Source organism: Chryseobacterium candidae (assembly GCF_004916905.1).
In the GTDB taxonomy this organism is placed as follows: Bacteria; Bacteroidota; Bacteroidia; order Flavobacteriales; family Weeksellaceae; genus Chryseobacterium; species Chryseobacterium candidae.
In genome coordinates this window covers 19,013-31,574 of sequence record NZ_SDLV01000030.1, presented here as the reverse complement: position 1 = coordinate 31,574, position 12,562 = coordinate 19,013, and the positions used below count along the sequence as shown (strand labels likewise).

Genomic DNA, 12,562 nt, shown 5'->3' with positions numbered 1-12,562 from the left:
TTCTTTGCAAAAGTAGGAAAAGATTTAATCTTGCGGGATTTTGTTTGTTTTCCCACAGATCATACAGATTTTCGCGGATGACTGTTTTGATAATTTTAGGTTTTGGCTAAAGCCGACTGAATTTTTTATTTATTTGATAAACGGGCTAAAGCCCGCTCCTATTGAATATAAAGAACATCAAAATTGATATCCAAAAACCAAATCCCAAACCCCAACATTCACTTTACAAATATTTCCTGAAGTTCCAGAATTTTCTTTCTTTGAGATAATTCATGCTGTTTTCGTTGGCGTAAGCTTCTCTTTCAAAGGAGATTCGTCTATAAGCCACATAACCGTCTTTCAGTTTGAAAAACCAGTAATAGTATTCAATAACATAGAAAATATAGAAGAAAATAATGAGCATTTCCAGTTGTTGCTGTAAATGAATTTTTTCGTGATTGATCAATACATTATTTTCCTTATCTTCGGGTTTCCTAATGAAGATAAAGGGAAAGAGAGCGATGCCATTAATTTTTAATTTTTTTAAAGGCTTTTGGCATACAATTATCATAGTAACAAATATAAAAAGTTTTTTGACAAGCATTTAACTTATGGCCCATTATGACATCAAAGAAGGTGAAGACTTCTACTATAATGAACAGGGGTACAAGGTTTTTACAGAAAAATTTCATCTGAAAAGAGGATATTGCTGTAAAAGCGGCTGCAGACACTGTCCTTACGGGTATGATAAAAAGACTGATACATTCATTAAAAGTGATAAAAAAAATAAATAAAATGAAAAAATATATTTTTATTTTGTTGGCATCTGCTACATTAGGCTTAACTTCTTGTAGCCCTTTTCAGATACGTTCAGATTATGCTGAAACCGCCAATTTCAATTCTTATAAAACCTATAAAATCAGAATTGATGATCTAAAACTGAATGATATTGATAAAGACAGAGTACTGAATGAACTGTCGAGACAGCTTCAGAGCAAAGGACTTCAGTCCGGAGAAAACCCTGATCTGATTATCAACGTAAAAGCAAATCATAAAAAGATTACTGATATCAATTCTTCTTCTCCTTACGGAATGTGGGGTTGGGGCGGACCATTCGGATGGGGCGTTGGCATGAACAGAACATGGACAACCAACTACAATGAAGGCGCTCTGATTGTTGACCTTATTGATGCAAAAAGCAACAAACTGGTTTGGCAGGGTATCGGAAGCGGAATTTCTGTTGATTCTCCAAAAGCAAAACAGAGACAGATTCCAGAGATTATGGCTGAGATTATGAAAAATTATCCGCCACAAAGAAAATAACATTAATATCATCCATTATATAGCCGGTACTTTTTGTATCGGCTTTTTTTATGGATAATTATTTGTTTATCCCGCAGATAGCACAGATTTGCACTGATAGCTGTGGATATAATCTTTCATTATTTAAGTTTCGGCTAAAGCCAAATGAAATCGTTTATTTTTAAACCGGGCTAAAGCCCGGTGCTATTGAATATCCAATATTGAGGATAGATTATAAAAGTCATAATTCAAATATAAAACGGAATCTCATACAAAACCTCATTATTCATTACTCATCACATATTTACATGCAGTGCATTTAAAATTAACGATTTCGTAATTTTTTATTCACAAAAATTGTAGTATTCTTGCTGAAACTTAATATTAATTATGAAAAAAATCATTTTATTTTCTGTATTTGCAGGGCTTGCCCATGCTCAGGCACCTGCAGGATATTACAATTCTGCCAACGGACTGAGTGGCGCAGCACTAAAATCTGAATTAAGCAGCATTATCACCAACGGACATACTGATAAAGGATACAGTGGACTGTGGACAGCGTATAAAACCACGGATATTGATAAGGACTATGAGAATGATGGTACTATCCTTGATATTTATTCTGAAAAGCCTTCAGGCACAGATCCTTATAAGTATAATCCGGGGACCAACCAGTGTGGAACGTATTCTACTGAGGGAAATTGTTATAACAGAGAGCATATTGTGCCTCAAAGTCTTTTCAATCAGGCATCTCCAATGGTAGCGGATATTCATTTTATCAGAGCTACAGACGGAAAAGTAAACGGAATGAGAAGCAATTATCCTTTCGGAAAGGTAGGAAGTGCTTCTTTTACTTCTCAGAATGGTTCAAAACTTGGCACCTCTGTTTCTTCAGGATATTCAGGGACGGTATTTGAGCCGATTGATGAGTTTAAAGGAGATGTGGCCCGTATGATTTTTTATTTTGTAACACGTTACCAAAGCAAACTTTCTACTTTCTCATCAGGAAATATGTTAGGAAGTTCTACATTCCCGGGATTACAGACCTGGGAACTGAATGTTCTACTGGCATGGCATAATCAGGATCCGGTTTCTCAGGCTGAGATCAAAAGAAATAATGCATCCTATACTTTTCAGGGGAACAGAAACCCTTTTATTGATAACCCGAATTATGTTAACCTTATATGGGGTTCTCAGCAGCCCTCAGGTGACACTCAGGCACCTACTGCGGCAACAGGTCTGAATGTTTCAGGAACAACTTCCGGCAGTATTTCTCTTGCATGGAATGCTTCTACCGATAACGTAGGCGTAACAGCTTATAATGTTTATATGAACGGAAGTCTTCAAACAACTACGGGTTCAACTTCAACAACCATTTCAGGGCTTACTCCTTCTACAACTTACAGTTTTTATGTAGTAGCGAAGGATGCGGCAGGAAATTCTTCATCAAACAGTTCAACGGTTTCCGGGACTACTAATTCAGGAGGGACTACTCCAGGTACGAACTGTGCCAATGAAAATTTTGAAACAATCCCTGCAGCCAGTTCTACCTATACAACCAGAACATGGAGCAATGGTGGTATTTCCTGGACAGCAACGGATGCAAGAACAGATCAGACTATTAACAATAAAGCGATTACGGTAAGAAACGGTTCTTTAACTTCCGGCACTTCAGCAAACGGTATTGGCTCTTTGACGGTAACTACACAGCTTAAATTCTCAGGAACCAATGGTACTTTTGATGTAAAAGTAAACGGAACAACCGTAGGGACAATCCCTTACAGTACTTCATCTACAACGACGACCATCAATAACATCAATCTTTCCGGAAATGTAGTGGTAAGCCTTGTTAATAATTCATCAAGCAACAGAGTGGCTATTGATGATCTTGCATGGACATGTTATTCCGGATCAAGTGCAAGAATGGCTCAAAGCACAGCTACTGAAACTACTTCTAACAGTTTTAAAATCTCTCCTAACCCTATCACCAATCAGGAAATCTTTGTAAAAGGAGATCTTGAGAAGGTAAGAAAAGCTGAGATTTATAACCTTCAGGGGAAAACTCTTCAGACGATTGACCAGCCTTTCAGAAATGGAAACTCTATTAAAACCAGAAATCTTGGTCAGGGAGTTTATATTTTGAAGCTGGATCAGGTAACGATGCAGTTCTTAGTAAAATAATTCAAATACTGATTTGATATAAAAATGCCGGTTCTTTTTGGACCGGCATTTTATGTTTCTATTAAACTCCTGTAGATTTTTGCGTATTGAACGTTATAAAGAAATCTTATCCAGATCCGGATATCCTGATCCTTTTAAGAGGTCTTTCCATTCTTTATTTTTGAAAACGAAGAGATTGCAGCGGTATTCGTCCGGTTTATTATCTATTTTGGTTTCACAGTAGTAATAGAGCATATCTCTGTTTCTCCAGATGGCAACTTCCTGTCTGAATTTATTATGAGTCTGAATGATTTCATTGTCTTTAACTTCAGATTCAAAACCTTCACGGATTGTATCAAAACTCGGTTTTTGAAGTGTTCTATTCAGGTTATCCAAAAGCGCTTTTTTTTCATGCTCTGTATAAATATCTAGCTGATACATTCCCAATTCATTTTCTTTTTCATTAGCAAGCGGGCCGATTTCCTGATCTACTTTTCCAAAATGCAGAAGGACTTTATTGATATTTTTATTATTTTTTCCTTCTAAATCTATCCCGTTGAAATGTAATAATTCTTTTGATGAAAAAGCCAGCTTTTCATTTCCGATCAGCGTAACGTCAGTGGTACGTAAAGCATCCTTAGCCGTTGCTCCGGCAGATTTTAAAATTTCATTGATATTCTGTCCTGCTTTAAGCTGTGCAAGATTAAAGGGCTCTGTTTGTGTACCTCCCTGTGTTTCAACCAAAGACTCACCCTCTTTATTTTTCTGCTGGCTGCATGATGCAAGACTCAGGCAGATTACTGGTATTAATACATATTTCAATTTCTTCATAATGCTAGTGTTAATATCCGGTTATTAATAATAAACAGAAAAAACAGGATTTAAGTATCAGGAAACGGTTCTTTTATTACTCTTCTCTTGACTGCCGCCTTTTAATTCATGTACTTGTACCATGGAGAAGCCGGAGGGGTAGGATATTTTAATCCAAATACAGCATTATTACGGTAAGCATCTTTTGATACAGAAATATATTTATTTCTTATTTTCCCATCATCTTCAATGGAGATACTTAGTACGGAATAATTTTTCCCATCATCCCAGAAAAAAGAAGTTGGATAAGTAAAGGAATTTTTCTCATTTTGATTCCATGAGACTTTTTCCGGAGAAAGTTTTTTAAGTTTTTCAAAAATTGGTTTTACTAATTTGGCATCTACGGTTGCTTTGTCTGTAATAGAAGCGGTAGGATTTCCATGTTTTTTTACTATTTTTTCTACAAATTCCAGAGAGTACTTTTCGGCAGCATTGGTATCAACGGCTCCTACTTTTCCTTTGTATACGGTAATTCTTGTACCCATTGTCTTGTCTAAGGGTATATTTCCGTAGGTTATCCCTTTATTTTCATCAGCATAATATTGAATAATATCTGTTTTTACGGCATCTTTCAGAAATAAGTCTTTGTTTTCAAAATCATATTTCTCTGCATCATCGCCCAAGGAAACTGAAGACAGATCAAATGATTTATTTCCACAACAGATATTGATCAATACAACAAAAATCAATACCAGCACTCTTGCTTTTTTCCTCATGCTAAATGTTTTTTCAAAATTACTGATTTTCTTTTTCTTTAATTATTTTAGACCAATCGGTAAACATTTTGGTAATGGTATTGGCATTGATTAAACTGAAAACAAACATTCCCGTAAGTATCGTAAGCCAGCAATAGGCCAGTTTCACTCCATTTTTATCAGTAATAAAGAAAAGGATAAATATGGTCAGTGTTCCTATTATAAATGTAAAAAGCAAAGTATACATCAATACATGAATGATGTACATATTGAATTTCAGTTTTCTAAAGATCCATCCTATCACTGCTATCGGAATAAGCAGCAAAATGGGTACTAACATCGCTCCGAAAATGGTTGCTTCCGGGTAAGCAGCTATTTTGCCTTCTAATCCGAAAAAAGTATTAAAACTGAACCCCGTCATACTGTTTTTCTTCGTTTGTAATTTCCAGTAACGTTTTGTCTTTATAGCCTAACATTTTTGCCAGTATCACATTGGGAAATTCATGAATCCCAATGTTGTAAAGATTCACGCTGTCATTAAAAAATTCTCTTCTGTCTGCTATTTTGTTCTCCAGATCGGAAATTCTTTTCTGCAGTTCAAGAAAATTATTATTAGATTTCAGTTCCGGATAGTTTTCTGAAACCGCAAAGAATGAAGAAAGCGCTTTTGAGGTTTCATTGGCAATCTCGGTTCTCTTATTGGCATCAGTACTGTTATTGTAAAAAGTTCTGAGCTCTGTAAGGCGGGTAAGCAGCTTTTCTTCGTAGTTCATAAAGTGTTTGGCAACGGTGACCAAATTGGGAATTTCATCCGCACGTTGTTTCAGCACCACATCAATATTGCCGTATGCTTTGTCAACATTAAATTTCAGCATAACCAATTTGTTGTACAGATTGATCAGAAAACTTATAATAACTACCCCAAGCAGGATAAGTAATATGATAGCGACCGTCTGATTCATTATTGTGTAAGTATATAAATAATTATTAAAAGGATGATGGAACAGGTAAACATAAATGACCTCAGCAATGGCTGGTATTTATTCCAAACCGTGATTCCTGATGAGGAAGTAATCCCAAGGACTTTATAATGTTCATCTTTTCTCATGAAAGGTATTCCGTTTCTGGAATCGGCATAGCCTACCAACAACATCTTCTGACCATCTTTTAAAAGAGTTTCTTTGTACCTTTTACCGCCGTAGCTGCTTACATTGGTTTCTTCTAATAAAACCAGCTCTATTCCTTCCGGTTCTACTTCTATGATTCCTGTGTCATCTTTAATCCGGAAGATATTGCATTTTGTTTCCCTGTGAATGGTTCTGTAGCTTTCTTTATCGTCTGAATCTCTGTCAATATCCTCAATCGTATAGTAATATCCAATACATGCTTCATTATTTACCGGTGAGAATAAAGGAGTTTTCATCACCAATGTTCCTTCAATTTCTGCCAGTCCTTTTGCTACAGAATGGATCTTAGAGGTAGGTAGTGAGGATTGCAGGCGTAAAAAACGTTTTGAAGCAGTAGGCTTCATTAAAACAATAAAAATGAAAACAAAAAAAAGTAAAGGAAAAAAAACGATCGCTTTCTCTGCATAGCTGTCATAGTTATTGGAATTTTCAGAAGCATATTCATGCAGCGGCATTCTATCTTTGAAAATAATCCACAGAATAAAGTAAATAAAGCCTGCGGCTATTATTCCTAAAATACTATATACGATGTATGGTCTTTCCTTTTTAACTCCCATTTATTCTGTTATAAAACTGGTGGAAATACCTAGATCTTATTTCCAGTGTTTTTTTCTTTTAAAGATTGCTATATAATCTCAAACTCATCTTTCCCTTCGGGAATATAAAATGTTATGGGCAGAACTAATTCTTCCTCACTTTCCGGATTTTCCAGACGTAATGCAGACATCATATCTGTACATTTTAGTGCGGCCAGCTTTCCGTAGGCTGAATACTCTACCTGAATATCATCCGGAATGCTCTGCGCTTTATATCCATTCTGCATATCGGAAATAATACCCTGCATTCTGGCTTCTGCCTGACTTTTGCTAAGATACATGGCTAAAGCGTTATTATTTTCTCTTTTTTGATATTGATCAATGAATGAACTGTAATTGCCTCCATTGATCAGCTTTATAATTTCGTTATACTTTTTGATCAATTTTTCTTTAACATCGAATTTAGCACCTTTAAGATCTATTCCGTTTTGCCATGCCTCCAGTTTGTAGGGTACTTCGGCTTCAAATGTACTTACATGTCCTATAAACGGTATATTTTTATCTGGCTTCTTGGTAAAATATTCATCAAACTGCTTTACAAAAGCATATTCTCCGGAAGACATATCGTAGAGATTTACTCTGTATCTTATATAAGAATCTTCATGCAATTCTTTATGCCCATCCATTGGAAGTCCTTTCACTTCAATTGTTTGTTTACCTCCTTCCAGAATAAGATGATTGATGGGAAAATCTGATCTGGTCTGTCCCTCAATACTCAATGAAATTAATTCCACATCATTAATTTTGATCTGAAATGAACACATTACCGCACTAAAATCTATTTCGTAATAAGGTTTCATCTTTTATTTTTTAGGATAAGCAAGGGTAAAACTGTCTAAGATGGAGAAAGTGCCGGCATCTGAAGAATTCTCCACTCTGGTTCCTTTCTTTACTACAATCAGTTTGGTATTGGTATATTTTGTATTGTCCTGTGTCAGTTCCTGAGTTTGGGTTAAAAATATCCATTTATTTTTAGCTGATGCATCCCAGAAGTAAGCAGCTCCTGTTTTATCTGTGGATCTTTTTTCTGGATTACCATAGGTCTTAGTCAGATAATCAATCAGCTTTTTCCCTTCGTCTTCTTTAGCAAGGTTCAGTATAAATCCGAGGTATTGATTATTCTGGTAAGAGTTTACAAAAAGCGCAAGGTTGTTGTTGGAATAATCATATCCTTTGGGTACAGTATATTCAGAAAATGATACAGTTCCCAGCTTATAGTTTTTAACATCGGCCTGTTTATATGATAATAATCCGTAATTGGCTTCTGTTTCTTTTTCTCCCTTCGTAATATTATCCGATACTTTTTCATCAAATTTTAAAGATTCCAGATCGGTTTGTCCGTTGCAGGACACAATAGCCAAAAAGCTAAATAATAAGATAAGATTTTTCATTGTATGAATATTAATCATTTTTAATCAACGGAATATTTGCACTCATTCCAAATAAGGACTCTAATTCTTTTATCACATCAAAAGGAGGAATTACATTTTTAAAATCCCCTTTGGCAATTTCATATTTTCCATCTCTGCTTTCCTCCACTTTATGTTTATTTTTTGCAATTTTAATAGCAAGACCTACACTTATTGTAACTACATATTGGGCATCAAGACCGTCAAATCCGAGAACAGGACGGTAATACAATCCTTTTTCATCGTAGTTGATACCATGTCCATACGTTATGGAAGCACTTCCTGATGCTGAAGCTTCAAAATAAGCCTCTGCTTTAATAACAGCCAGTGAAACTTCTCCCTGAATTTTCACTCCTACTTTCAATTCCAGTTTAAGTTTACTCTTACTTGAGACTTTAAATTCGGAATCTTTGAGTTTTCCTGCCGTATTAAATTTAAATTCGGATTCCACTTCTATCGTACTGGAAATAATAAGATCCATGAAGATATCAACAGATGCCTTGAAGCCTGCATTATCATTCCCTACATCTATTCCGGATTTCAGTTTTCCCTGAATTTCCTGATACAGCCTTGTGACTCCCGGCGCAGCTGTTCCTCCGCTTACCGCTCCGGAAATACCAAATACCAGTGCTCCCAGAAGATCAACTGTCATTTCCAGACCAATCAGCGGATTTGCTTTCAAACCTATAGCTACATCTGTACCAATAATGGCATTATTATCCTTAGGATGCTTTAAAAGCCAGTTACCTGACAATTCCATATTAGGAGGTTTCACAGCAAAGCTTACCGGAATGCCTTTAGGAGAAATGGAGCGTACTTTTCCTTTGGCCTGATTAAGAACTCCATCCGACAGCGCTCCTATGGCAGCAAATGTATCATATATTTTCTTAAACTTGGTTTCGTATTGATATTTTAGCTCTTTTTCCTGCTGATCATTGTTCCATTTTGCCTTTAAACTAAATGCCAATGAAGCATCTTTTTGCTTCCATCTTTTTTCAGCACCCATTTTGCCTGCTCTTTTCTGCAGCTCTTTATGCTCATGGGGATCCATATTCATCCATTTTACGCTGAGATCATTGGTAAGATTCAATGTAAAACTCAGTGTCCAGTTGACGTCCGGATAGGCTTTTATTAATACCGTAGTCCTTTTCTCATTACTATAGTATCTGCAGGTATGTACATGCAAATGAAACTGATTCGGGTTTGTTCCGGCAGGCCAGATATATTGTATAGGAAAAGCATTGAATTGTGATAAATCTGAATATACTCCATAAGTAAAGGAAGGAGCCGTAAATGTTTTTACCGTATCTCCATTATCTATTGCCTGTCCTACATCTACAATCTGTATCTGTTTTTTATGTTTTCCTTTACTGTCTCTGAAACATTCTTTTGTTTCAAAGCCGGTAACATCAATGATCAGATTTTTCTTTGTAGACACACTAGGTGCTGTTACTTCATAATGAACAGTTTGCGCATCATGAGCATTGAATACAAATGAGATATCTACTCTACGGTTATTTTCGTAGTCTTTCTCATTTTTGTATCTGATATTATCTCTTCCCATTTTATCATCGGTAGGATCTACTTCCCCTTTTCCTACGGAGATAATTCTTCTTGGATCTAATCCGCCGTCTGCAAAGAATTTTTTCACAACATCAGCTCTTCTTTGGGAAAGCCCTTTGTTATAATTTTCTTTTCCGATAACACAGGCATACCCGCTGAGATTCATGGTGGCATCTTTGTGTTCGAGAAGAAATTTGAGCACATTATTCAAGGTGGCTTCTCCGTCTTTATCAATAACTGTGGAATCAAATTTATAATAGATTGTTCTCTGAATATGTTCCTGTAATGCAGCAGATTTTATCAGTTTGACACCATTACCATTGTCAAAAACTTTAACGGTTGTATTGCTGGCTTTGCCGTCTTTTGTTTCATTTTCCGTGATTTTAATGACTTCAAATTTACACGGCTCGAGTCTGACGGAGTTGACATCCGGCTTATAAACCTTAGTTGGTGTCTGGTTCTGAGCACCATTGGTATTGGTAGTGGCAACTTTATTCTTAACATTCAGATAGATGGCATGAAGATCATCACCCAGTTTATCTTTGATGTATTGTCTGGAAGCAACATCTTTCACTTTAACATAGAATTCCTCTACATTCTGGATATTGTCTACAAAGGCCATCCAGGCAAAGGTATTTTCTATTTTCAGATTGACTTCACCATCTATTACCTGTACATTGTTGTAGGTATGTACCAGTTTATCTGCCTTGGCTGTCTGCTGATTCCAGAGTTCGATACTGACTGTATTTCCATTCAGCCCTTCTGTCATCAGGTTCAGGTGAACAATATGGCCGTAGGAAATGTATTCGTTTTTTTTATTGTTTTTTATGCTTTTGCTGTTTTTCTGCGTAGACCATTTGCTGCTTACAATTTTAGGTTCACACCAGCCTTTTACATATAGCCCTGTATTACCTTTAGGATCTCTAACTCCTGAAAGACTGGCTTCAATATAAAACTGATAGCTTCCGCAGTACTGCTTGCCAATTAAAAATTTATATCCTGTAGCAGAGGTAATCTGATTGATAATAATTTTTTTGCTGCTGTTCTGCCTCATCCACGTAAGAGGTTTCTTTTTGTCTGCATCTGTAGTTCCCGGCAGCCATTCATCCACACCAAACTGCACCCACTGATCCGGCTTTATGGTAATCCTTTGCCCTAATACAGACATTTTCGGGTAATACAAGCCGCTTACAACTTTTATTTTTTTTACGCCTTTTGCCATTTTCTTATCATTTAGATTGCACCATCCTGCCCTCCTCCTGAAGGCTGTTCATTATACATTTCTTCGGAATCTACCAGCGGATTGATCTGCTGCTGAACGTCTTTGTCGGCATTTTTAAAGTTCTGCTGGCTGGCTTCTGCTCTCTGCCCGTGGTCTATAATCTCAATACATGGAGTTCCCGCAACCGCACATACGGCTTTGCTGTCTTCTACAATGATGTATCCACCGTTGCTGAGCTGTACTTTATCATAAAAATTCTGCCATTCTGTAATCATAATTTTGCATGGAGGCGGCGGTCCTCCCATTTTGGTACAGTTCCCGAATGTATTTTTTTCAAATGTGGCTGCTCCAATTTCTTTCGTGGTAACGATCAGTTTTTTGGAAGCGCTTTTATCATTGGCATATTCTTTTTGGTGTGTAAGTACTTTCAGCTTGTCCGGAGCCTGCCCGAACTGGCATTTGCATAGGGCGCCCTGTACTACAATATGTTTTTCTGCCATATTAATTTATCTTTAGTGAAGTGGTCGTTTATTTATTATCAATTCCTGAAACTGATACTGAAATCTTTTTTTCTTCCTGCAGCATGATACTGCATTCCAGGTAAAGAGATTCCGGAAGTGAAGTTTCTCCTTTCAGATAGCTTATGAGTCTGAAATTTCCTTCTTCATTCATCACAGGGTCGTCTTCTATAATCAATGAAAAAGGTGATTTTCTTATAAAATCATCAATATCCCTTTCTTCATATAACTTTCCTGCTCCTTCTATGGTAATCAGCCCTGTTTCTCCTTTAACAGGATCTGTTTCCAGGGTCAGTTTATATCTGGGTTCAATTGCATTGTCTGTTACAGGAAAAGTTTCTGTCATCTCAGTTCTATAATCCTTTCCGAAACTCTGATAGATTCCAAAAAACAAGGCACGGATGAAATAATCATTTTTGATATAAAGATTGACGGCTTCAGGCTGGCTGATCACTTTTTCAATCTTTCCGCAATATTCGTCTACGGTTTCGCCTTCAAATTCTTTATAGAGTTCTTCTTTTACAGCGGGCCATCTTTTGGAAAATACCTCAGCGTTTTCTACCGCTTCAAATTTCCCATGCTCATCTGTACTTATGTATAAAGGATATAAAACACCTGAGGTTCTGTAGGCCAGCAGATCTGCAATTTCATTTACTTCTTCTTCATTAAGATAGAGCTTTGATGTTCTGTCTATCTCAAAAAAATGATGCCCTTTTTCTGTTGTAAGCCAGCGAACAGATGCTTCATATTTTAATTCGTTTTTGGATTCCCCTTTTTCAATGGTAATGACTACACTGTATCTTCGCAATGATTTTTCTGGCTGAAGGGTAAGACTATTTCCTTTTCTGAATTGTACCAAAAGGTTTTTATCTGCCACTGCAGTTCTCGGAACAAAAAGCTCTTTCTGCCCGTTAAGATTGATCAGGATCATGTCTTTAACAGCGCAGTGATTATTATGGAAAAGTTTTAATGCATCTTTATCCAACCCGTACAGCGACGCTATACTTTTTAAAGTTTCATCTTTCTGAACAGTATGTATATTATATTTCTGCATAAAAATA

The 12,562-nt window shown here is 36.4% G+C and carries 14 protein-coding genes; 3 read left to right on the top strand and 11 right to left on the bottom strand.

Features of this window, described 5'->3' with window-relative positions; genetic code table 11:
• Nucleotides 1–223 precede the first annotated feature (223 nt).
• Complete coding sequence (locus EK417_RS14770; protein WP_076596161.1) at nucleotides 224–550, bottom strand: hypothetical protein; 327 nt, start codon at nucleotides 548–550, stop codon at nucleotides 224–226.
• Nucleotides 551–590: 40 nt separating this feature from the next.
• Between EK417_RS14770 and EK417_RS14765 the strand changes: the two genes are divergently transcribed.
• The 3 genes from EK417_RS14765 (at nucleotide 591) to EK417_RS14755 (ending at nucleotide 3,462) form a co-directional block, all read left to right on the top strand.
• Nucleotides 591–773, top strand: a complete 183-nt coding sequence (locus EK417_RS14765; RefSeq protein WP_047434227.1) for a C1orf53 family protein — start codon at nucleotides 591–593, stop codon at nucleotides 771–773.
• Nucleotide 774: 1 nt separating this feature from the next.
• On the top strand, nucleotides 775–1,302 hold the full coding sequence (locus tag EK417_RS14760; protein ID WP_076596120.1) for a DUF4136 domain-containing protein: 528 nt from the start codon (nucleotides 775–777) through the stop codon (nucleotides 1,300–1,302).
• A gap of 369 nt (nucleotides 1,303–1,671) precedes the next feature.
• The gene (locus tag EK417_RS14755) at nucleotides 1,672–3,462 is read left to right on the top strand and encodes an endonuclease (RefSeq protein ID WP_110366781.1); all 1,791 of its coding nucleotides are present in this window, start codon (nucleotides 1,672–1,674) and stop codon (nucleotides 3,460–3,462) included.
• A gap of 93 nt (nucleotides 3,463–3,555) precedes the next feature.
• Here EK417_RS14755 and EK417_RS14750 read toward each other — a convergent pair whose 3' ends face one another.
• The 10 genes from EK417_RS14750 to EK417_RS14705 form a co-directional block, all read right to left on the bottom strand.
• A complete protein-coding gene (locus tag EK417_RS14750) occupies nucleotides 3,556–4,272 on the bottom strand; it encodes a hypothetical protein (RefSeq protein ID WP_110366782.1) in 717 nt (238 codons plus the stop codon).
• 101 nt (nucleotides 4,273–4,373) lie between these two features.
• A complete protein-coding gene (locus tag EK417_RS14745) occupies nucleotides 4,374–5,027 on the bottom strand; it encodes a hypothetical protein (RefSeq protein ID WP_136522571.1) in 654 nt (217 codons plus the stop codon).
• A gap of 19 nt (nucleotides 5,028–5,046) precedes the next feature.
• The gene (locus EK417_RS14740) at nucleotides 5,047–5,427 is read right to left on the bottom strand and encodes a hypothetical protein (protein WP_136522570.1); all 381 of its coding nucleotides are present in this window, start codon (nucleotides 5,425–5,427) and stop codon (nucleotides 5,047–5,049) included.
• On the bottom strand, nucleotides 5,408–5,968 hold the full coding sequence (locus tag EK417_RS14735) for a LemA family protein (RefSeq protein ID WP_136522569.1): 561 nt from the start codon (nucleotides 5,966–5,968) through the stop codon (nucleotides 5,408–5,410). Before EK417_RS14735 ends, EK417_RS14740 begins: the two co-directional genes overlap by 20 nt.
• Nucleotides 5,968–6,750: a hypothetical protein gene (locus EK417_RS14730; protein ID WP_136522568.1), complete on the bottom strand. Its 783-nt coding sequence runs from the start codon at nucleotides 6,748–6,750 to the stop codon at nucleotides 5,968–5,970. The genes EK417_RS14735 and EK417_RS14730 overlap by 1 nt, the downstream gene beginning before the upstream one ends.
• A 68-nt stretch (nucleotides 6,751–6,818) precedes the next feature.
• Nucleotides 6,819–7,589, bottom strand: a complete 771-nt coding sequence (locus EK417_RS14725; protein WP_136522567.1) for a hypothetical protein — start codon at nucleotides 7,587–7,589, stop codon at nucleotides 6,819–6,821.
• Between the two features lie 3 nt (nucleotides 7,590–7,592).
• On the bottom strand, nucleotides 7,593–8,180 hold the full coding sequence (locus EK417_RS14720; protein ID WP_131797511.1) for a hypothetical protein: 588 nt from the start codon (nucleotides 8,178–8,180) through the stop codon (nucleotides 7,593–7,595).
• 10 nt (nucleotides 8,181–8,190) lie between these two features.
• Nucleotides 8,191–10,983: an OmpA family protein gene (locus tag EK417_RS14715; RefSeq protein ID WP_136522566.1), complete on the bottom strand. Its 2,793-nt coding sequence runs from the start codon at nucleotides 10,981–10,983 to the stop codon at nucleotides 8,191–8,193.
• Nucleotides 10,984–10,994: 11 nt separating this feature from the next.
• The gene (locus tag EK417_RS14710) at nucleotides 10,995–11,483 is read right to left on the bottom strand and encodes a DUF4280 domain-containing protein (RefSeq protein WP_136522565.1); all 489 of its coding nucleotides are present in this window, start codon (nucleotides 11,481–11,483) and stop codon (nucleotides 10,995–10,997) included.
• A 28-nt stretch (nucleotides 11,484–11,511) separates the two neighbouring features.
• Entirely contained in the window at nucleotides 11,512–12,555 is a 1,044-nt protein-coding gene (locus EK417_RS14705) for a hypothetical protein (RefSeq protein WP_136522564.1), read from the bottom strand.
• Nucleotides 12,556–12,562: the final 7 nt, after the last annotated feature.

Excerpts from the sequence above, each read along its gene's own strand:
- EK417_RS14755 (WP_110366781.1), top strand. The coding sequence starts at position 1,672 with ATGAAAAAAATCATTTTATTTTCTGTATTTGCAGGGCTTGCCCATGCT.
- EK417_RS14745 (WP_136522571.1), bottom strand. The coding sequence starts at position 5,027 with ATGAGGAAAAAAGCAAGAGTGCTGGTATTGATTTTTGTTGTATTGATC.
- EK417_RS14720 (WP_131797511.1), bottom strand. The coding sequence starts at position 8,180 with ATGAAAAATCTTATCTTATTATTTAGCTTTTTGGCTATTGTGTCCTGC.
- EK417_RS14730 (WP_136522568.1), bottom strand. The coding sequence starts at position 6,750 with ATGGGAGTTAAAAAGGAAAGACCATACATCGTATATAGTATTTTAGGA.
- EK417_RS14750 (WP_110366782.1), bottom strand. The coding sequence starts at position 4,272 with ATGAAGAAATTGAAATATGTATTAATACCAGTAATCTGCCTGAGTCTT.
- EK417_RS14735 (WP_136522569.1), bottom strand. The coding sequence starts at position 5,968 with ATGAATCAGACGGTCGCTATCATATTACTTATCCTGCTTGGGGTAGTT.
- EK417_RS14725 (WP_136522567.1), bottom strand. The coding sequence starts at position 7,589 with ATGAAACCTTATTACGAAATAGATTTTAGTGCGGTAATGTGTTCATTT.
- EK417_RS14765 (WP_047434227.1), top strand. The coding sequence starts at position 591 with ATGGCCCATTATGACATCAAAGAAGGTGAAGACTTCTACTATAATGAA.
- EK417_RS14715 (WP_136522566.1), bottom strand. The coding sequence starts at position 10,983 with ATGGCAAAAGGCGTAAAAAAAATAAAAGTTGTAAGCGGCTTGTATTAC.
- EK417_RS14740 (WP_136522570.1), bottom strand. The coding sequence starts at position 5,427 with ATGACGGGGTTCAGTTTTAATACTTTTTTCGGATTAGAAGGCAAAATA.
- EK417_RS14710 (WP_136522565.1), bottom strand. The coding sequence starts at position 11,483 with ATGGCAGAAAAACATATTGTAGTACAGGGCGCCCTATGCAAATGCCAG.
- EK417_RS14705 (WP_136522564.1), bottom strand. The coding sequence starts at position 12,555 with ATGCAGAAATATAATATACATACTGTTCAGAAAGATGAAACTTTAAAA.
- EK417_RS14760 (WP_076596120.1), top strand. The coding sequence starts at position 775 with ATGAAAAAATATATTTTTATTTTGTTGGCATCTGCTACATTAGGCTTA.
- EK417_RS14770 (WP_076596161.1), bottom strand. The coding sequence starts at position 550 with ATGATAATTGTATGCCAAAAGCCTTTAAAAAAATTAAAAATTAATGGC.